21 protein-coding genes and 3 pseudogenes are annotated in these 20,134 nt (G+C 43.4%); 14 read left to right on the forward strand and 10 right to left on the reverse strand.

Annotation, left to right across the window (positions count from 1 at the left end):
- Positions 1-90: 90 nt before the first annotated feature.
- From ACFYU8_RS25065 to trpB, 3 genes and pseudogenes are all read right to left on the reverse strand, one after another.
- Entirely contained in the window at positions 91-1,305 is a 1,215-nt protein-coding gene (locus ACFYU8_RS25065) for a NupC/NupG family nucleoside CNT transporter (protein WP_390304927.1), read from the reverse strand.
- Between the two features lie 57 nt (positions 1,306-1,362).
- Positions 1,363-2,301, reverse strand: a complete 939-nt coding sequence (locus tag ACFYU8_RS25070) for a nucleoside hydrolase (protein WP_390305034.1) — start codon at positions 2,299-2,301, stop codon at positions 1,363-1,365.
- A gap of 190 nt (positions 2,302-2,491) precedes the next feature.
- Positions 2,492-3,523: pseudogene (gene trpB, locus ACFYU8_RS25075) on the reverse strand (tryptophan synthase subunit beta); the annotation flags it as partial.
- 142 nt (positions 3,524-3,665) lie between these two features.
- Between trpB and ACFYU8_RS25080 the strand changes: the two are divergent.
- The 4 genes from ACFYU8_RS25080 (at position 3,666) to ACFYU8_RS25095 (ending at position 6,073) form a co-directional block, all read left to right on the forward strand.
- Positions 3,666-4,988, forward strand: coding sequence for an esterase-like activity of phytase family protein (locus ACFYU8_RS25080; RefSeq protein ID WP_390304929.1), 1,323 nt, complete (start codon positions 3,666-3,668; stop codon positions 4,986-4,988).
- A gap of 318 nt (positions 4,989-5,306) precedes the next feature.
- A complete protein-coding gene (locus ACFYU8_RS25085) occupies positions 5,307-5,477 on the forward strand; it encodes a hypothetical protein (protein ID WP_390304931.1) in 171 nt (56 codons plus the stop codon).
- A 22-nt stretch (positions 5,478-5,499) separates the two neighbouring features.
- Complete coding sequence (locus ACFYU8_RS25090) at positions 5,500-5,661, forward strand: hypothetical protein (RefSeq protein ID WP_390304933.1); 162 nt, start codon at positions 5,500-5,502, stop codon at positions 5,659-5,661.
- 16 nt (positions 5,662-5,677) lie between these two features.
- A complete protein-coding gene (locus tag ACFYU8_RS25095) occupies positions 5,678-6,073 on the forward strand; it encodes a hypothetical protein (RefSeq protein WP_390304935.1) in 396 nt (131 codons plus the stop codon).
- 51 nt (positions 6,074-6,124) lie between these two features.
- On the opposite strand, the gene ACFYU8_RS25100 is transcribed toward ACFYU8_RS25095, so the two are convergent.
- On the reverse strand, positions 6,125-7,348 hold the full coding sequence (locus ACFYU8_RS25100; protein WP_390304937.1) for a chloride channel protein: 1,224 nt from the start codon (positions 7,346-7,348) through the stop codon (positions 6,125-6,127).
- A gap of 508 nt (positions 7,349-7,856) precedes the next feature.
- Positions 7,857-8,291, reverse strand: a complete 435-nt coding sequence (locus tag ACFYU8_RS25105) for a HEAT repeat domain-containing protein (protein ID WP_390304938.1) — start codon at positions 8,289-8,291, stop codon at positions 7,857-7,859.
- 178 nt (positions 8,292-8,469) lie between these two features.
- On the opposite strand from ACFYU8_RS25105, the gene ACFYU8_RS25110 reads away from it, so the two are divergent.
- Together ACFYU8_RS25110 and ACFYU8_RS25115 are read left to right on the forward strand one after the other, a co-directional pair.
- Entirely contained in the window at positions 8,470-8,916 is a 447-nt protein-coding gene (locus ACFYU8_RS25110; RefSeq protein ID WP_390304940.1) for a hypothetical protein, read from the forward strand.
- Positions 8,917-8,998: 82 nt separating this feature from the next.
- A complete protein-coding gene (locus ACFYU8_RS25115) occupies positions 8,999-9,340 on the forward strand; it encodes a hypothetical protein (RefSeq protein ID WP_390304942.1) in 342 nt (113 codons plus the stop codon).
- Positions 9,341-9,413: 73 nt separating this feature from the next.
- Here the strand turns inward: ACFYU8_RS25115 and ACFYU8_RS25120 are convergent.
- Positions 9,414-10,314: pseudogene (locus ACFYU8_RS25120) on the reverse strand (glycosyltransferase).
- A 104-nt stretch (positions 10,315-10,418) separates the two neighbouring features.
- Positions 10,419-11,213: a glycosyltransferase family 8 protein gene (locus ACFYU8_RS25125; protein WP_390304944.1), complete on the reverse strand. Its 795-nt coding sequence runs from the start codon at positions 11,211-11,213 to the stop codon at positions 10,419-10,421.
- A 330-nt stretch (positions 11,214-11,543) separates the two neighbouring features.
- Between ACFYU8_RS25125 and ACFYU8_RS25130 the strand changes: the two genes are divergently transcribed.
- The 5 genes and pseudogenes from ACFYU8_RS25130 (at position 11,544) to ACFYU8_RS25150 (ending at position 16,587) form a co-directional block, all read left to right on the forward strand.
- On the forward strand, positions 11,544-12,626 hold the full coding sequence (locus ACFYU8_RS25130; protein ID WP_390304946.1) for a hypothetical protein: 1,083 nt from the start codon (positions 11,544-11,546) through the stop codon (positions 12,624-12,626).
- Between the two features lie 206 nt (positions 12,627-12,832).
- Entirely contained in the window at positions 12,833-13,456 is a 624-nt protein-coding gene (locus ACFYU8_RS25135; RefSeq protein ID WP_390304948.1) for an acetate uptake transporter, read from the forward strand.
- A 150-nt stretch (positions 13,457-13,606) separates the two neighbouring features.
- Entirely contained in the window at positions 13,607-14,050 is a 444-nt protein-coding gene (locus ACFYU8_RS25140) for a cell wall hydrolase (protein ID WP_390304950.1), read from the forward strand.
- A gap of 252 nt (positions 14,051-14,302) precedes the next feature.
- Positions 14,303-14,578 (forward strand): annotated as a pseudogene (locus ACFYU8_RS25145) (transporter); the annotation flags it as partial.
- A 473-nt stretch (positions 14,579-15,051) separates the two neighbouring features.
- The gene (locus ACFYU8_RS25150) at positions 15,052-16,587 is read left to right on the forward strand and encodes a thiol-activated cytolysin family protein (protein WP_390304952.1); all 1,536 of its coding nucleotides are present in this window, start codon (positions 15,052-15,054) and stop codon (positions 16,585-16,587) included.
- Between the two features lie 651 nt (positions 16,588-17,238).
- Here ACFYU8_RS25150 and ACFYU8_RS25155 read toward each other — a convergent pair.
- Genes ACFYU8_RS25155 through ACFYU8_RS25165 form a run of 3 tightly spaced genes read right to left on the reverse strand, consistent with a single transcriptional unit; the run spans position 17,239 to position 17,897 of the window.
- The gene (locus ACFYU8_RS25155; RefSeq protein WP_390304954.1) at positions 17,239-17,382 is read right to left on the reverse strand and encodes a hypothetical protein; all 144 of its coding nucleotides are present in this window, start codon (positions 17,380-17,382) and stop codon (positions 17,239-17,241) included.
- A 32-nt stretch (positions 17,383-17,414) separates the two neighbouring features.
- Positions 17,415-17,588 (reverse strand): hypothetical protein, encoded by a 174-nt coding sequence (locus ACFYU8_RS25160; RefSeq protein ID WP_390304956.1) that lies wholly within the window; start codon positions 17,586-17,588, stop codon positions 17,415-17,417.
- Positions 17,589-17,624: 36 nt separating this feature from the next.
- The gene (locus ACFYU8_RS25165; protein WP_390304958.1) at positions 17,625-17,897 is read right to left on the reverse strand and encodes a hypothetical protein; all 273 of its coding nucleotides are present in this window, start codon (positions 17,895-17,897) and stop codon (positions 17,625-17,627) included.
- A 157-nt stretch (positions 17,898-18,054) separates the two neighbouring features.
- Between ACFYU8_RS25165 and ACFYU8_RS25170 the strand changes: the two genes are divergently transcribed.
- From ACFYU8_RS25170 to ACFYU8_RS25180, 3 genes are all read left to right on the forward strand, one after another.
- Positions 18,055-18,186 carry a hypothetical protein gene (locus ACFYU8_RS25170; RefSeq protein ID WP_390304960.1) on the forward strand — a complete coding sequence of 44 codons (132 nt, stop codon included), beginning with the start codon at positions 18,055-18,057 and terminating at the stop codon, positions 18,184-18,186.
- Between the two features lie 264 nt (positions 18,187-18,450).
- Complete coding sequence (locus tag ACFYU8_RS25175; protein WP_390304962.1) at positions 18,451-19,005, forward strand: PadR family transcriptional regulator; 555 nt, start codon at positions 18,451-18,453, stop codon at positions 19,003-19,005.
- 1 nt (position 19,006) lies between these two features.
- Complete coding sequence (locus tag ACFYU8_RS25180) at positions 19,007-19,987, forward strand: BtrH N-terminal domain-containing protein (protein WP_390304964.1); 981 nt, start codon at positions 19,007-19,009, stop codon at positions 19,985-19,987.
- Positions 19,988-20,134 lie beyond the last annotated feature (147 nt).

Genomic DNA, 20,134 nt, shown 5'->3' on the forward strand with positions numbered 1-20,134 from the left:
ACCAAAAGTGAGTAGTACTAACTTCGAGTAGTACCAAAAAAACGAGGGCATGGATCGCTCCAGCCCTCGTACTTTTTTCTATCAAATCATCTAAATGAGCATCCCCGCAATCGCTGCACTCAGCAGATTCGCCAAGGTTGCCGCAACTACCGCACGCAAGCCTATCTCAGCAAGGTCTGATCTTCTTGACGGAGCAAATCCGCCCAAGCCACCAATGACCATAGCCAGCGCAGCCAGATTGGCAAAGCCGCAAAGGGCGAAGCTGATGATCACAACGCTTTTTTGCGACAAATTCGCAATCTCAGGTGCAAAAGCCGTGTACGCAACAAATTCGTTGAGGACAATCTTTTGCCCGATAAAAGAACCGGCTTTTAGCGCTTCCTCCCATGGAACCCCGATCATAAAGGCAATCGGCGCGAACAGGTAGCCTAAAATGTGCTCAAGCGTCAACGCTTCTAGTCCTACTAACCCGCCAAACCAGCCAATAATTGAGTTCAGCAAGAAAATCAACGAGATAAACGCGAGTAACAGCGCACCGACACCAGCAGCTACTTTTAGCCCGTCCGAAGCTCCGCGAGCAGCCGCATCAATGACGTTTCTGGACTCCGTATCCTTCATTACTTCCACACGTTCCACTCTGTGTGGCTGCTCTGTTTCCGGCATCATAATTTTCGCAAGCAACAGACCACCTGGTGCTCCCATGAATGCTGCGGCCAGCAAATACTCGATCGGAACACCAAGCATCGCATACCCACCGATAACCGAACCCGAAACGCACGCCAGTCCACCTGTCATGACAGCAAACAGCTCGGACTTGGTCATTTTCTCAATATAAGGCTTTACGACAAGTGGCGCCTCAATCGGACCCAAGAAAATATTTGCGGAGGCTGACATGGATTCGGTTTCGCTCGTTTTGAGCACCCGAGACAAAAATCCACCGATGATTTTCGTCGCCCACTGCATAATTCCGAGATAATACAGGACCGAAATCAAGGAAGAGAAGAAGATAATGATCGGCAATACTTGCAGGGCAAACGTAAAGCCAGCGTTCTGTGCACCGAGTATCCCGCCAAATAAAAACTGAATTCCCGCATTCGTCGAATCAATGATGCTTTGAACAATCGAAGCCAAGTACTCCAGAAGCTTTTTCCCAAAATCCCATTTCAGTACGACCAAAGCAAAAATAAACTGAATGGCAAACGCACCAATGACCGTCCTCGGATTAATCGCTCTCCGATTTTTCGAAAACGCAATGGCTATTAATAAAATTCCCAGGATGCCGAGAACTCCCCAAATGTATTGCATGAACGTATCCTTTCTGTATCGCCAGCTGTGTCGATATCTAAGATGACTTGCTTTGTACTAGTTCGCTTTTTTCGCTAATTCTGTCATGTAATCAAAGAATGCATCACGATCTACGTCATAGACCACATGTACCGGGCGTCCGTCAGCCGTCTCAACGGTCCGGCCTTGGCTAGCACCTTCTGTAATGACGATACTGTTAACCGTTTGCACCTTTACAAGATCACTATTGCCAACAAATGCTGTGGTTAATACATCCCACAGGTAGTAAGTCGAGTTGGTCGAGAAGTGTACAAGCGGCGGCACCATTGCGTAGCATTGACCCAAGAAATCCACACCGATATGCTTGCGCTCTTTTGCCCAGCGCTCACGAACATCCAGTGTCAGTGGGACTTGGTTCGTGCTCTCCAGTGCGACCAAATCAATCACGATTCCGCTTTCCCATACACGAGCAGCTGCTTCCGGGTCCCAGAATACGTTCCACTCTGCTGTTCCATCGTGCTCAGGCTCATGCACGTTTCCTTCTTCACGGAATGTTCCGCCCATCCACACCAAACGCTCTACTTTTTCTTCGATGGTTGGATCGATATCCAATGCACGCGCAAGGTCAGTCAAAGGACCGGTAAACAACAAGGTCGTTTTTCCTTCCGTTGCACGCAGCGTTTCAATAATGTGAAGATGTGCAGGCTTATCCGCTACTGGCGTAATCACTTCTCCTGATTCATTGAGCAAGGGCAGTGCGTCTACATAAAATGCATGCATGCGCCAGTCCTTTGGGAAAGGATTTTTCCCGCGGGAATTGGACTCTGCGACATCCAAACCGCCGTTACCGAAGCGATCAATGATTTTCCGGCTGGCAAACATCGCTGGTTCCAAGTAGCAATCCGCTGGAATGACGGATACCCCCGTCAGATTCACATTGTCCATTTGGAGCAGCAAGAATAAAGAAATTAAATCATCAACGCCGCCATCATGGTTAAAGTAAATGTTTTTCTTCATCATTATCTCCCATCTCATACATGAACTTGTATGAAGTACGATTAAACCACTATTATGTGGAACCCTTCAAAAAATAATACTAAAGTTTCACTAAAAAATATATATTCACAATGAAATTCACAGTCGATGGGCGAAAAAGAGACTATCCCTCCAGTAGAAAATCAACTTTCGGGACAGCCTCTGCCTGTTTTTATTTGTTTAACAGATGGAAAACTTGCTCGACGTCTTTATCACCTCTTCCAGACAGGTTAACAATCAGAATCTGCTCCGGGGACAGAGTGGGAGCCAGCTGCAAGGCATAAGCAATCGCATGAGCGCTTTCCAAGGCGGGAATGATCCCTTCTGTTCTCGATAATTCTTGAAAAGCCGCCAGCACTTCTTCATTCGTCACCGTGTAATATTCCGCGCGCCCACTTACCTTAAGCTGGCTGTGCTCTGGGCCAATGCCAGGGTAATCCAGTCCAGCAGCGATCGAATAAGTTTTTTGCGGCTCCCCATTTTCATCCAGCAAGACAAGGCATTTAAAACCATGAAGGACAGCCGGAACCCCTTTGGTCAAGGTAGGTGCCTGATCAGGCTCAACACCAATCAAACGAACAGATGGTTCCTCCAAATAATGGGCAAACGCCCCAATTGCGTTACTGCCACCGCCAACAGCAGCGATGACCGCATCCGGCAAACGACCTTCTTTTTCTAAGATTTGACGCTTAGATTCTTCACTGATAATCGATTGGAAATACTTTACCATCGTAGGGAAAGGATGCGGACCAACCGCAGATCCCAATAGATAGAACGTGTTTTGATAGTTTTGAACCAAATCATTCAGCGCTTCATCGACCGCATCTTTTAATCTTCCTTGGCCTTTGGACACCGCTACGACTTTTGCCCCTAAAAGCTCCATTCGAAACACATTTAAGGCCTGTCTTTTCGTATCCTCCGCGCCCATATAGATCACGCAATCCATACCAAACATCGCGCAAACAGTCGCCGTAGCAACCCCATGCTGTCCTGCACCCGTCTCGGCAATAATACGCTTTGCACCCATCCGCTTTGCCAAAAGGATTTGACCGATTACATTGTTGATCTTGTGAGCGCCCGTATGGTTTAAGTCTTCTCGTTTTAAGTAAATTTTGGCTCCGCCGAGTTTTGCCGTTAAATGACGAGCAAACGTCAACGGATTTTCCCGACCTATATATTCTTTCAGATAATACTTGTACTCTTCGATTATTCAGAATTCGTTAGTTGTGTCGGAATGTTGGTATTTTTTACAAAACCATCATTTCAGCTTCATATTTTCCCAACATAGATCGGGTACTCTAACAATAGCGGTTCACTACGTCGTTTTTTCATTCGGAGGGATATTGATGAAGATTCACTTTCAAAAAAAAGGCTTGCTGATCGCAACAATTACGGCTCTGACATTGATCGGAACACAAGGAGCAGGTGCAACTCAAAATGTAGTGGGAGCACCAGTTGTAGCCGAAATTCATGAGTGGAAAAATCCCCCAGTCCTTACTGAGGGTATTAAGGAAGGCGGCTTCTCCGGTCTGGTGCATCTTCCTAACGATCCTCCTTCTATCTTTTATACATTGGCTGACCGTGGACCAAATGGCCAATTCGGCAAGGACGAGCTGCGTACATTTCCTGACCAAAACTACACACCACGCTTGTACAAAATAAAAGTGGAGAACGGAAACATTCACGTTTTGGAAACAATCAAGCTGCGTTTGCCACAGGGCAAGATCAACGCTTTTACGAAAACGAACTACATCAGCGGATTGCCGAACCTCGCTGGCCCTGATGAAGTCCCCTACGATGTAACGGGAACAAAGAAGCTTAGTTACGATCCAGATGGTTTGGATTTGGAAGGCATCGCTTACAACCCAGTCGACGATACGTTTTGGATATCCGACGAATACCGCCCATCCATCATTCAAGTAAAACGCGACGGCACAATCCTGGGCCGCTATGTACCAAAGGGCGCCAAAGAAGCCTTGCTTGCCGCAGGCGCACAGATGGAGATTTTTGATACGCTGCCAGCCGTCTATTCCAAACGTATTGCAAACCGTGGCTTCGAAGGTGTCACGATCTCGCCAGACGGTAAGTTCTTGTATACTTCGATTCAAAGTCCGATGGCACTCCCTGATAAAAAGACAGGCGAAGCTTCCCGTAACTTGCGCATTCTAAAAATGGATCTGGCCACCAAAAAAGTCGTAGGCGAGTACATGTACATCGCAGAGAACGCTAAGGATTTCGTGAAAGTGAAACAGAAAGACGTCGTTATCAGTGACTTGGCCGCATTAAGCCAGGATGTTTTACTGATTGACGAGCGCGACAAAAATGCCGGTGCAGCCGCACAGCTTAAACGTATTTACAAGGCTGATTTTTCGAAAGCAACCAATTTACTCGGTACACCAACAAGTGAGCATGACTTCGAAAAACTAACCGTTGCCCAAGTGAAAGAGCAAGGAATTGTGCCGGTTTCCAAGGAATTGCTGGTGGATGTAGCCAAGCTGAATTATCCGCATGAAAAGCTAGAAGGCTTGGCGATTGTGGATAAAAACACGATTGCCATTGTGAATGACAATGATTTCGGCGTAGATGGCTATGACGAGAAGGGCAAGATTAAAATTAATAGCAATCCGACGCAGATGTATGTGATTAAAGTAGGTAAGGATTTGAAATAAGAAACAGAAAGAAGAAGTCCTGCGCTTTCCAAAAGCGGCAGGGCTTCTTTTTGGTAATCCATCAACTCTACTTGCTGATGATGCCATCTTTTTCCCCCGTTTTTACCTGCTGCTCGACGGCCTGATTCCTGACCAAACCACCAGAACTCCCATCGGAACAGACGTATGCCATCCCATCGACCGAATTATAGTTACAAATCTAGGACTCTCAAAAAATGGACTACCTTACTTGATACTTGTCTATTACCATTCCATTCCTTTCAGCATTCTATATATAGCACCACTGAAGAACTCCTGAATAGGAAAAGAGGGAAAGCCATGAGTAATAATAAATGTGCAGAAGAAGAAATTGAGGAAACCACTGAGATTCTAAAAAAATTCCAATCTCGCCTAAAGCATGTAAGAAAAGAGAGCGAAGAAGAAGCAGAAGAATCTAGCTCTCTAATCAACGAGATCCAGGCATTAATCGAACAAGCATTGCTCACGTAGATAGGAAAAGGAGGTATGAACCATGAGTTCTAGTCTTTGCAAACAATTAGAAGAAATAGAGAAAAACATAAAAACCATCACGCGTCAATTTCTGCATGAGGCAGACGAAATAGAAGATGAATTCGAGGATATTAACGAACAATTGCGACAAACACTAGCCGTCATTCGACAGCTGCTGACATGAAGGGAGGAAAATTTGCATGCTGACTGACTTTCAAAGTAGCCTTTTAGTAGACATCTTTGCTACAACAACAAGCATTCGGGCCACTCAAAGAGCGATTATCAATTTAGAAGCGAGAGCTACATTCGGTTTCGCGGTGCTACTCGCTGTACTGACTGATCCAAATAAAGCCCCAAGCGAAAAAGAAGATGATCTCATCGCCGTCACGTTCACCCTCAATAGTCTGATCACTCAACTCAGAACATTACGCGAAGAGTTACAAGGACTCCAAGTAGAATTACAGCTAGAGACGAACGCACTGGCAAGGACCATTATGTTAGCTGAAACACTCGCTGAAACACCGACTGAAACACCAACTGAAACACCAACTGAAACACCAACTGAAACACCTGATGTTCCTGAGTTAGATCAATAAGCATAAAAAAACAGATCCAACATTTTATGGATCTGTTTTTGTGGCTGGAAGCTATCTTCGTATCATCTTTCGTAAATACATGGGCAAATAGGCTGCCAGTATCATCGGTAGAAACAGCTTGACCTGGAAAATCATGATTAAAATCAATAATACGGCTAGTGGCTTTTGGAGTATTGTGCTTGTGAGGGAAGTAGTAACGATTGCGACCGATGTTACTGGATCGATTGGAAATAGCAATGACATGGCGTATCCGATACTTACTCCTGCAAAAATAATAGGAAAGATATGCCCTCCACGCCAACCAGTGGCTAAACAAACCTCTGTTAAGAACAACTTAACAATACCGATTGCCACTAACAAATAAAGGGACATATCCGTCCACTCTGCAACTAAATCTGTCAACTGATGCTCCCCCGAAAATAAAGTAATCGGAAGAACAGTTCCGATTACCCCGAGTACTCCCCCACCGATAACAGCTTTTATTATCTTATATTTTTCAAGTGGTTGAAGTATCGTAGGGAGAATATATCCAAAAAACTCGTATACCTTTCCGAGCAAGATTCCTAAAAGGATCAATGGAATGATAGCGATGATTTCATGTCCGCCTAATGCTGCTGAACCAAAATCCGCTAACGAAAATTGTCTGTTATCGATCTTGGATAAAAGAATAAATACGAAAAACCCTGCAACAGTTGTTACTGAATAAACCAGTGTCTTTATGAGCTTAATACGTCTGGAATCTTCTCTATCTTCAAAGAATGTAGACGCTCCATATAGCGGTGTCCTGAAGATCATGCCAATGGTAGCCTCTACACTATACTCAATCATAATATCTCCATGTTCATTAAAGACTGTTTTTTTCTTGACGAAGGATTTAATGACATCTCCTGCCCATGTGGCAAGCCCTCCCACAATGCCTACCAAAGCCGCCTCGGGACCAAGACTAGCACCAAAGGACAGAACACAAATTGCCGTTATAGCGCTCTTATATCCTGAACGGTAATCAATTCTTTTTGTTGCCTTGAATTCTGCAACGACATCATCCATTTTACGTGGGTAATTACCAAAGTACTTTTGACATAAGCCTACCAAAACACCGCCAACCACACACACGATTAAGGTCCAATTTTCAACAGCAATCACATTCGGTAAATCAAACCATATAAAGTGAGTCGTTAACGAAACAATCGCTAAAAAACTCCATGTTAGAAGCCCTGTAACGCCTCCTACAGCAAGGCTATATAGAATTAAATTACTATAACCTACTAATTTCATTTTCTTCTATTGCCCCATTTCGATCTGAGTTCAGCTCTAGATGCTTTTCTAGCCACATGTGTAGGGTCGATCCTCGTTATTATTCCTCACTATTCTGATGTCATGCGGATCAATAGGGCCACAATCTCCACATTTATACTAACTAATACGAGTACCATTCCATGGATTGCTATTGCGGTTCCAAAATCTGTTTTCCATGTACCGGTTAATGGTTTTGGACATTCTACATAGCCAGATGGCCCCACCATTTTTAAACGTCACAGAAACCTCTCTATTGGTACACTGCGTCGGAAAAAGTTGTGGTCCACAAGTAGTTAACCGAGTTTCACCGGTTTTCGCATACTCGGTAGATCTTATTTCACTCGTTTTTATATATACGTACAATCTTTTTTGCCCTAAATGTGTCGCATCGGTAATTTTGATACTATGTTTCCCGCTAACCTCGTAAAAAGGCCGTCCCACTACAGTGGAACAGCCCTTTCCATACTCCGCTATTCTATTGCTCCTTTTATAACGAGGCCCACGTACTTTCCAGCCACTGATCAAAGTCAGCACCTTTCTCCCCTTCGTACGTATCATATATATCGCTTCTCATTTTTTGCAGCTTCTCTTTGAATTCCTCGAACGTATGACCTTTTGGCAAGCTTTTCTTAATTCTTACCAAAGCTTTTGTTGCTCCTTTGATCAAGTCGCCTTTTTTCTGAGCAGGTAATCGGGCACCTTCCCCAAAGGCTTTGAGTTTATGAAAAGCAGCCTCTTGAACTTTGTACACAGTATCGTTGCTCATGATCCGCGTCAGTAATTTTATTGTTTCTTCATGCTTCCACTGACCTAATTCTTCCACAGCCTCGAAACGCTCTCTCCAATTAGACGTTCGGTTGGCGGCTTTTTTTAATTCCTCAAAATTCGGGGGAAACTCATTTTTGATTTCTGTATTATTCAATCGAATCTATCTCCTTCTGACTATCATCCTTCTATTATGACACTACGTCACACAAATAACACCACCTACTCACATATAAATTCCTCGAAAATGAGGTCTGTTCCCGTCACCCCATGAATAAAATGAACGGTATTTCGCCAGTTAACCTGCCGTCTATACATCGATAGGAAGTGGAGGGTTGCCTATTGTTAGCGGTCAGGAGGAAGAAAATATCCCTTTGGGTGATCAGCGTTATGATGCTCTCTGCCATACTGTTGCTCTTTGTGCCATCCGTAGAAGGGGCACAGGGCAAAGGACTGAGACATCCACAAACACTGATGTTTTAGCCGCAGCCAATCTCGTACCAAAGGGCTTTTATGCAAAATGGGAGATGGATGTGGGCGGAGCAAGAGGATGCTCCTCGTTGTGCTGGGAGTATTTTTACTTCATCAACGATAAACAGGTGGCAACAACTTTCCCAGATGGCGGAATAGATGCACTCAATTGCAGTAAAGATAAATGTCTGACGTATCAAATCAAAGGAAACAAACTCACGCTCAGTAATAAATTTATCAAATATACACCATCCACTGGGCTGAAGCTTCAAGGCAAGTACGAGTCTTTCAACTCTCTCTCTCACCTATAAGGATGGCAAAACGAAAAAGCTCCTATTTTTCCTCCCTGAACAGCCCAGTCCAAAAATACTGCGCATCGGCGGTCGCGACTTTTTGCTCGCGGATGGTACCGCTGCTAAGCCTCAGCCCCCTGAACCACCCTATACAGATTTTCTCACCACCAAAAAAATAGCCAAAAAACAAGTACTCTTTACCTTCAAGCCAAACAAGAGCGATCAGTATGACAACATCATAATTACACTGCAAGGGTATCAATGGGCAAAGCTGACGATTGAGCCAGCTTACGTCAAGTCTTTTCAAGGGTTCAGCGATAAAGGAATCGTCGCCCTGACAGCCACATACCGAATTGATAATACCTCGGCGCAAACAGTTAAAGTCAGCAGCTTGCAGGTGACGCTTGATTTGCTCAATTTCAACATATGGAAAAAGTTATAGAAAAAAAGCTTCTCGCCTCTCCTATTAAGGAGGCAAGAAGCTTTTCATTTTTAATCAGGCACGAATATCTCCGTTAAGACTGGGGTGTACCTGCATTTTCTTTTTTCGAATACAAAGCCATAATACGTCTTGCCGCTTCTTTGTATCCGCCAGCGTTACGCAAGGAGTCCCCTACCTGTATCGCACACTCTTTATAGGTGGATTCGTTCAAGACTTGCAGCAAAGCCTCCTTCAAAACTACAGGTGTAAGCTGACTTCTCTCTAACATAATGCCCGCTCCCAACTCCTCCACCCGCTTCGCCACAATCGGCTGATCGGAGCTTAATGGAATCATGACGAGTGGCACATGAAAATAGAGAGCCTCACTCGTACTGTTCATGCCAGCATGTGTAATAAATGCATCGGCTTGCTGGAGCACTTCCAGTTGAGGAACGTACGGCTCAACGATGAAGTTGGATGGAATATGGTCTCCGAGCGCCCCCAGCTCCGTGTCTTTTCCGCAAGAAAGCACGAATTGAACCGGGATATCTTGAAAGGCTGTAAAGCACAGTTTGTAAAATTCCACATCTTTGGTCAAAATACTGCCCATGGAAATGAATACGACCTTATCGTATGGAGCGCGAAGCTTTTCAAACGGAAAAGAAGGCGCATCAGGGCGCGAAGTAATCGAAGGATTCGTTTTCTGTCTGCCTGAGAATCTCGGGAATGCGAGGTTCAATAATGCCTCGCAGCAAAAAATCGGTGAAATGAAGTGGGTGTTTGAATTCTGTCGGGTTAAAACCAAGCTCCCAAAATACTTGTTCATCCAGTTGATACGTCAGGAATTGCGCCCCAGTCTGGGCAAGCCTATCCCGATATTCTTCTGAGCACATATAGACGACTTCTTCTCCGTTGTCGACTAGCTGCTTCACTAATCCCAATGTAGGATTCACGTGACCATCGGCTGGAATCGTAACATACAGTACGCGTGCCACTTGCTCCACCTCCAAAAGAATACTCAGTTTGAAAATGTTAACACAAAAATCCCTCCAGCCATCATTTCTCCATCGCGAAGGGATTTCCGTCCGTTTAAAATAGATCAATCGTTGTATAACTGCTTCACTTTTTTGAGATATTTAAAATATTCATCGCGAAGCGGGTGCTTTTTACTCAACCATGGTTTACTATCTTCCCCTGTATAGTGAATAATGGCCGGATCTATTCGAAGGTTACTTTTGTAAAGATGTTTGGACTGATAATTCCACTTTGTATCAAGTTGAAGCCAATTATCATGAAGAATCGCATTCATCGGATCTTGACTGGGATAACGAATAATACTTTGATTCTTTTTCATGAAATCCAATATCTTATTTGAGATGTCATGCTCTCTCCATTTTTTCAAATTCATGACTAATACGCCCGCATTAAAGTAATCACAGTCATCTGGAATAGCTAGGTCGGCATGTCTTAACTTATTTACCCCTTGCCAAGAATCCTTCACCGCTGCAAGCAAATATTGATCAATTTTTGTGTTCCATAATGGAGTGATGTCCTGTTTAATCACGATATCACTGTCCAAATAAATCACTTTTTCCAGTTCTTTGTCCAACAGGTCTGGAATCGAAATTCGATGATAGGTTTCCTGAGTAAGATGATCACGGACGAGGAATCCATCATATAGGGTCGGATCAATAGTTACATAATTGATTTGAGCATGGAATCGTTTCACAGTTTTCGTTAGGATGGATTTATTTTTCCCAGAGACTTCACTGTCAATGACGTGAATGATGACTGGGTCTTTAGAAACCTTATTTTCAAAAAGGGAATATAACATAACGGCGAGATGTACAGCAAATCCATCGTTAACGGCTGTTACAATATGAATCGTGCCCACTATTCTCCCACCCCATATCCTTATTGAGCTATATATACACACTATTCATGAACAGCGTTGGTTTGTGTAAGGAAAATACCTAATTATTCCTAGATGGGAGCACAATTCACAGTTACCTACCTCCGCTAATGCGGCTTTTTTCTCAGATCGGTATGAAAACCGTTATACGACTAGAGCATGTTCACACCTTCCCCATACAATATATTAGCTGTGAGAACGACTCGGGCAATAACCTTATAGAAAGGATTCAAAAAGTAGATGCATGTGGGTAATTTGTCCAAGCTCCAAACCAGGGAACAGGAAAGTACCTATTTAAAAGGGTGATGAAATATGATCTCCTTTGTGGTTGGCAGAGGTATGGGCCATCTCGGTAGATGCATTAGCATAACGGAAAAATTGCAGCAACAACGTCTTCCCATTCACGTGTTTGCGTTTCAGGAAACACATGACTATTTATCGAAAAACCTGCACAATGATATCCAGTTGAAAACCTTTAAATCCAAAAAATTCGAGGGAGGTAAACAAACCACACTATTAATAAATGATTGGCGCTCCGATGTGCCTCGATTTCGCAGTGAGGGGAAAGTTGGTGGAAACACAAAGGTCGTGACCCTCTATCACAGTGACTTTATCATCGATAAAAATGATTCAACTACGATGCAGGAATATAAAAATCGCATTGTAGAAATCGCCAATCAATCCGATATCTTTTTGCACATGAATCTCATTCCGCCTAAGCAGACCCCTCCGAAAATGAACTGCATCTATATCCCTATTCCTTTAATCACCAGGGAAATCAGCCAATCCCCGGAAGAAGTGCGACGGTTGTTAGGCCTTCAGCAGAACGAGTCGTTTATTCTGATTCACATGGGGGGCGGACTCGCTAACCGTTATGAACAGATCGTGAAGTGGTATGATCAAATAAACACACTTGCTGGCCGTTATCGATTTGTTGTAGCTGGGCAATTGGCAGATGAAGATTACCCATTCAATGAAAGGATCATCAAAGCCCCTCTTATCCCGAATGGCAAAAATCTTGTACAAGCGGCCAGTCTGGTCATTAGCAAACCGGGCATGGGCATATTAGGAGATTGCATCTCTACAGGCACTCCATTGCTTTTCCTTCCGCCGGATGATGCAGAACGCGAGCAAAAAATAGATATGTTGAGAGAAATAGCCCATAGTGATATGGTAGCGATCCAGGAACCGGTAGATCTCGTGCCAAAGATCCAGTATGCTTTAGCAAATAAAGATGTCATTCAAAAAAGATTTCGTCTTATCCCTACCAACGGCGCTGAGGTTGCAAGCAAAATTATCGATATGGCATACCATATCCCGCTATCGAAATTGCAAAAAAGACAGGAAGATCTCCTGCGCTTTACGCCGTATAACTCCTTTGGAAATAAGGACTGATGTGATGACTTTGAAGCAATCAAAGAGGACTGTCTTAGGTAGAAGATCAATTTCTACTTAAGACAGTCCTCTTACTTTCGCTCATTTCCCCTCTATGCGTTGAGTATATTTTCGATTAGAATATATCAATGTTGTTCTGCAATCGGCAGAATGTCAAATTCTTTCACAGGTGTACCCTGATATTATTGGAGGCTTTTACTACTATCATGAACAGTCAACAACATACCAACGTCAAAATCGTCACAGCCGATCCGAGCGCGATCGGTTTGTTCGGACTGGCTATCGTTACATTCGTAGCTTCATCTCAAAAGCTTGGACTAACAGAAGGTCTCGGACTCGTGATCCCTTGGGCTATCTTCCTCGGTGCTTTTGCCCAACTCTACGCATCTATCCTCGATGCAAAGCACAACAACACATTCGGGACGACCGCTTTTGGAGCGTATGCGTTCTTCTGGTTCGCGACGGCCAGCAGCTGGCTTGTGAAGCTAGGCGTATTCGGTGAGACACTCGCTGCTAATGCTGACGGCGCACAGCTCGGCTTTGCTTTCGCTGGATATCTCATCTTCTCCGTTCTTTTGACGATTGGAGCGATGGAGACTCATAAGGTATTGTTCTTTATCTTCGTACTGATCGACATCCTGTTTGTCGGTTTGACTTTTGATGCTTTTGGCATTGCTTCTGGCGTATTCAAACCAATGGCTGCTTATGCTGAGATGGGAATTGCTCTTCTCTCCTTCTACGGTGCAGGGGCAGCGGTGTTGAATAATCACTTTGGCAAAGTATTTCTTCCTGTTGGGCGTCCGTTTGGGATTTTTAAAGCTCGTTCTTAGTTTAGTAGCCGCACATCTCGCCGATCCGGGATGGAGCGGCTTTTTCTATTTGTTGAAAAGCAAGTCTATTAAAAGACAACAAAAAAGCAGCGTAACAAATCCGCTTCATCTACAATATGATGGCCTAGAACAATCTAAAGAGGTGAGCCGATGGCAGTCGTAAAAGCCAGGAGCAGTGATATTGACATGTTGGCAAGGTTGCTTCGAGCCGAAGCTGTGGGTGAAGGCGAAATGGGTATGCTCCTTGTTGGAAATGTTGGCATTAACCGAATAAGAGCGAACTGCTCGGATTTTAAAGGAATACGGACCATTCCCCAAATGATCAACCAGCCGCATGCGTTTGAAGCTCTGCAACATGGTATGTACTACCAAAGGTCTAGAGATAGAGAACGCCGTCTGGCACGACGAGCTGTGAATGGGGAGCGGCATTGGCCGGGCAAATTCTCCCTCTGGTATTTTCGTCCAGGAACGGCGCAAAATCCCCTGCCTTGTCCGCCAACCTGGTATAATCAGCCGCACGTAGGACGATACAAGCTTCATTGTTTTTATGAGCCGACCGCGAAAGAATGTGAAAATGTATATAATACTTTTTAATTTTATGGGCGAAAACAGCCCAGGTATTGCACTGCCCCAAGCGAAAAGAAGGGGCAGTTTTTTTATAAGCTCGCGCTGGAATGTGATCATGCATGATTCGCTAAGTGTAATACGCTAGTCACATCCATAGGTAGCTTTTCGTGCGGATCAATATTTGCTATGTGGCCTGCCCAATCATTGTTTTTCGATTGAACATACACTGTTGAGAATTCATTGTAAAAGGAGTGATTTTTCATGGCATTTCGGCCACCTCCGGGTCAGCCGCCAGGAGCACAACAAGTACCAGAGCCGTTAACTCCTCCCCCATCGTTCATCCCCCCACAACCCGCTCCCTTTAGAGGTGATCCAAGGGCAATTGAAAGATGTATGTTTCGTTTTACGTATCTTTGGCTTGTAAATGGCGAGCAATTCTGGTTTTTCCCCGTTTTTATAGGTTCTAGGTCGGTTGCAGGGTTTAGATGGACGGGGAGGTCTTGGAGACAAACTGGATTTGATTTACGGTTAATTATTGCATTTACATGCTTTTAAGCCACAGCTCCCTTCCCTTTTCCAGCCATTCGATGGGCTGCACTATCTTTGTCGTTAACGTGCAGCCTATTTAAGCTGCGTACAGAACGGCTATTTTTCTTTGCACACAATTTGTTAAATGGCCCCCATGTAAAAAAAAATTTAAACATCAACTGAACCCCTCTTTTATAACAAACTCATAATTTGATACGGGATAAGAAAACGTAAGGAGTCGGCATTTTCGCCGACTCCTTATTTCGCCAACAATCCACTTTCTACCTAATCAAAAACCCTTATATACCAAGCATGCAACACTATCCACATGTGCGGAGTAAACAGTATGAACAAGCTGTAAAATATGCCCCACCGTATACTTTTTCTGGTTCAATCTAAAGATTATTTCAGAAACTACCGATATAGTTAGTATTCCGGAAAATATTTACTGTGAGCATATCTGATTGAAGTTATGCTTACATCTCAAAGGAGGATACCTTATGAAGATTAGAAATCATACTAGAATTTTCAAATTAATCGCTAGTTTATCTGTTATTTTCGCTACTGTAAATTATCCAGTTATCTCTTTTGCCGAAACAGTTGATTCTAGTTCAGTCAGTGAAACAAGCAACGCCGACGACATTAATACCGGTATAGCAGACTTAGACTATGATAATGACGAAATTTTAGCAGTAAGTGGTGATGAGATAGATAGCTTTGTTCCAAAAGAAGGAATCAATCCAAAAGGTAAGTTTATCGTCATAGAACGTAAAAAAAAGTCACTTGCAACTTCTCCAGTCGATATTTCCATTATTGATTCTATGACTAATCGCACTTACCCAGGAGCATTACAACTTGCCAATCAAGCTTTTACAGAAAATAAACCTAGTGTATTACTGGTACCAAGAAAACCTTTGACGATTAGTATTGATTTACCAGGTTTGAAAAAGGAAAATTCAATTACTGTGGATAATCCAACATACGGTAATGTGTCTGGAGCAGTAGATGAGCTTGTCTCTAAATGGAGCGATGAGTATTCAGCAACACATACTTTACCTGCGCGATTGCAGTATGCAGAATCAATGGTTTATAGCAAATCTCAAATCGGAAGTGCTCTAAATGTTAACGCTAAATATCTTGATTCTACATTAGGAATTGACTTTAATGCGATTTCTAGTGGAGAGAAAAAAGTGATGGTGGCGGCATATAAACAAATATTTTATACGGTAAATGCAGAACTGCCTAACGATCCATCAGATCTTTTTGATGATAGTGTTACTTTTAAAGATTTAAAACGTAAAGGGGTAAGTGATCAATCCCCACCTGTTATGGTATCCAATGTAGCTTATGGTAGAACCATTTATGTAAAATTAGAAACAACCTCTAAGAGCAAAGACGTAAAAGCAGCATTTAAAGCCTTGCTTCAGAATAAAGGCAGTGTAGAAACGAATGCCGAGTACAAGGATATTTATGAAGACAGTTCCTTTACTGCTGTAGTATTAGGCGGGGATTCACAAGAGCATAACAAGGTTGTTACAAAAGACTTTAGTGAAATCCGTAATATCATAAAAGATAATGCGGAATTTAGCCTAAAGAACCCAGCCTATCCAATTTCATATACAAGCGTTTTCTTAAAAGATAATGCAATTGCTGCCGTTCATAACAATACAGATTATATTGAGACTACAGCTACAGAATATTCGAAAGGCAAAATATCCCTCGGTCACTATGGCTGGTATGTCGCTCAATTTGATGTATCCTGGGATGAAGTCTCCTATGATGAAAATGGTGAAGAAGTACTAACACATAAAAAGTGGGAAGGAAGCAACCAAGACAGAACAGCTCCTTTCACTACAGTCATTCCTCTGCCACCTAATGCAAAAAACATAAGGATTTTTGCGAAAGAATGTACCGGCCTTGCTTGGGAGTGGTGGAGAACCGTTATTGATGAATACAATGTTCCATTATCTGGTGAAATTAAAGTTGAAATTGGAGGAACGACATTAAACCCAACAGGTGGTATTACATTTAATTAGTTGTGAAAATAAACGGCTGAAATCCTTTTTATTAAGGACTTCAGCCGTTTTTCTTTTTTTATTCCTCATTCAAATGAACAGCGGTTTCCGGATGTTCCTCACATTGCTTGCCTAGGGGATAGCACATATTCGTGGAAACAGATGTATTTCCATGTAGGTTCGTCCAATCATTTATTACTCTTTTCGATTACATATATGGTATGAAACGATGAGGGGGTGGAGTAATGTTTGGTTTCTTCTTCCGTAGGCGCCGTCGATTTTTCTTTCGCCGCCGACGTCGTCGTCGCTTTTTCTAAGTAGAGTTGGCCCGATTTTCAATGTTTATGGGTGGCTTTATTAGCTGCCCTTTTTTAAACAAGAAATGAAATTACTTGGCAGCTCCTATTTCACACAATTTCTCTTGTGTTAAATGGAACGAAACAACTCCGGGTTCGCATAGATGTTGTCATCTGATCGTTCGCCACGGTAAAATGGTAATATATCGGAAAAAGGTGAGGTGTCTTAATGTTTCAAAAAGTCCTTGCACGTCCCAAGTGGTTTCTTGCTCTTGCCGCAATAGCAATAATTTTACTTATCATTAGTCGGTTTTACATAGACAGTAATATCTTGAGAAGCATTAGTTTTTTTGTATTGGCAATTTACATATTCGCTCTAGGATACCTGGAGAAGAAAAATAACTTCTTGATAGTGTGTTCTGTGCTGTCTCTTGCTTTCATTGTCTTGTGCATTAAAACCCTTCTTGGCTGATGGGTGGCTTTTAGAAAACATTGCTTCCAGGTCGGTCGATTTTGCCACGTTCCCACCTCCTTACCAAAGGTAATGTTGTGTTAAATTGCCGGCAGAAGCTCCTGATTTTCGTCAATATCCCCATCATCGACTGGTAACGAGTGGTCGAAGGCGAAGGTAAACCCCTCGTCCTTACTGTAGGTAAGATCCAAATCCTCATGCCCAACCATTTTGTTTTTCAGTGTGAACCACGCTCGGAACTTGATTTCCCGCATGTCGTTACCTCCCATTTAACAAATCGATTGTTTTGTTCAGTTCTCTTCTGGATCGCACTCCGGGCAGCATTCTCTTTCGTTGCAAGTGCAGCCTGATTCTATTCCGACTATCTTTTCGACCATCATTACCCTGACCTCTACCAGCTGTCTTATGACTACATCGATGCTTTCAACTTTTTCGAAAGTCATCCGCACAGGTGTTTCATTGGTCTCCAGAGTATGACCAGCGCCATGCTCTGAATGACTTCCAACTTCACGCGGTGCTTGCTGCCGGAACGTAACGACTCCCACCGCCTCATCCATTGCCAACAGTCCGCTTCCAACGCTAATGTCACCGGAACCGAAATGTAGTTGTCTGGAACCGTACTCTCTACAAAACTAAATATCTATTCATGCACTTTACTAAAAACCGTTTTAGTGTTACCGTTTATTGTAAACAAAACCATGTTATTAGGAGGGGCTAACAATGCAAAAACAAGATTTGTTTGATTTAGATGTACAAGTGACATTTGTAAATCTAGCGAAACCAGACTTGCACGAGCCTAATATGACACAATGGTGCGTAACATTTGTTGGACGCTGCAGCTTGGCCTGCTGAGAAAAGCAGTCTTTTAACATAGTTCGGAATACAAAAAATTTCAACTCACTGGCGACAGTGGGTTTTTGTTTTGTCTTAAGTAGGTAATTGAGCCCATTTTCCTCAATTACCTATGTGTTAAGCAACTACTTCTATTTCCCTGATTTCAATACCGTATGCTTGCCAACCGTGGATTTGTGTGCAACGAAAGGAACAAGATATTGATCTTATATTATACTACCGTTATATTACATATGTGAAATATAAATCATGAGGAGTCTCTCCATGAATCAACTTTCGAATGTAGAATTTATGCTGTTGCAAATTATCGCGGAATGTAATCAAGTGTCGGGATACGACATCAATAAGTTAATCGATCAGCGCGGCTACCGGGAATGGGCGAATATCGGCACGACTTCGATATATACAGGACTGAAGAAATTGAACGATAAAGGATTGATCGAGTCAGAGGATTCCAGTGAGAAATCCGGTAAGGGACCTATGCCGATACGATTTATCATGATGGAAGCCGGTATGGACTTGCTAAGAAATCAAATCATTGTCAGCCTGTCTTCTTCGCGAGAACGCGACCCCCGGTTCGACCTTGGGCTGGCTGCTCTGCCTTTTATCAAGAAGGGTGAAGCCATTGAAGCATTGCGGCAACGGCTGGATTTTCTTAAGGAGACTTCGAAACAGATCGGGCGAAAGTCCGAATCGCAAGGAGGCGTTCAATTGCCGTTGCATGTAAGAGCGCTTTTCCTTCATGCTATGAGCCTTATTGAGTGCGAACGGTCATTCGTCGTTCATCTAATCAACGAATTATTGGAGGAGATGAAATAACATGGCTACAATCATTGAAGGTTTCGTTCCTTATCAGGGCGAACATTGCGAGACGACGACGATGGGGAACTTGCTTCAATTTGCGGGTGTCCAGCTTTCAGAACCCATGTTATTCGGACTCGGGCAAGGATTGGGATTCATTTATTGGGATTCAAAGGGGCTGGACTTTCCTTTTATCGGAGGAAGAGTGAAGCCGGATGAATTGGCTGCTTGCTTAGCCACGCGACTCAACTTGACCATCAGGATACAAGAAACTTCGTCCGTTGACAAAGCTTGGCAGAACGTACAGAGCTTCATCGAACACGGCAGACCGGTTGGACTTAAACTGGACTCTTATTATTTGGATTATTTCACAAACAAAGTGCACTTTGCCGCCCACTATGCGGTGATCTATGGGATGGATGGCGAATACGCCTACATGGCGGATACGAAACAGCAGGGCGGACTGGTTAAGACGCGTTTGGATCATTTGGCCATGGCCCGCAATGCCAAGGGGTCGATGAGCTCCCGAAATCGTTCCTTCACGATTGAGTCGGTTGTTGCCCTTCCGCCGCTTGTACCTGCTATTCGTGCGTCCTTAACCCAGAATGCGAATGACTATTTGAATCCGCCCATTCGAAATATCGGGAATAAAGGCATTATGAAAATGAGCAGCGAAATTCTGAAGTGGCCTGAGCGCAGCAAAAATTTTGAGCATGATCTATGTTTAACTGCGTTGCTAATGGAAAGAGCGGGAACCGGCGGTGCATTGTTTCGAAACCTGTATCGCGATTTTCTCAAAGAATGCACAGAACTGCTTGGAGACCCAAAATTAGAGCAGGCATCATTGATGTTCGCGGAAATCGCTCCAATGTGGGCCAGCGTTTCTTCTTTGATCTACCATGCAGGAAGAACGGGAAGCTACCAGGAGCTAAACCAGGTTTCTAAGCTTTTGCTCGAGATTGCGGATAAAGAACGAGCAGCTATGGAATTATTGTTGTAATTCCTAAGCTAACATAAGGTCGGCTTATTTGAATTAAGCTTAACGTACGTTTTACGCGATTTTTATTGATACCCCTTATACCAATTTCGAGAACCGGGTTACCTTGTGAGGTCCGGTTTTTTTTCATGCAAAGCATTCCTTAGCGTA

It is taken from the genome of Brevibacillus sp. NPDC003359 (assembly GCF_042878995.1).
GTDB lineage: Bacteria > Bacillota > Bacilli > Brevibacillales > Brevibacillaceae > Brevibacillus.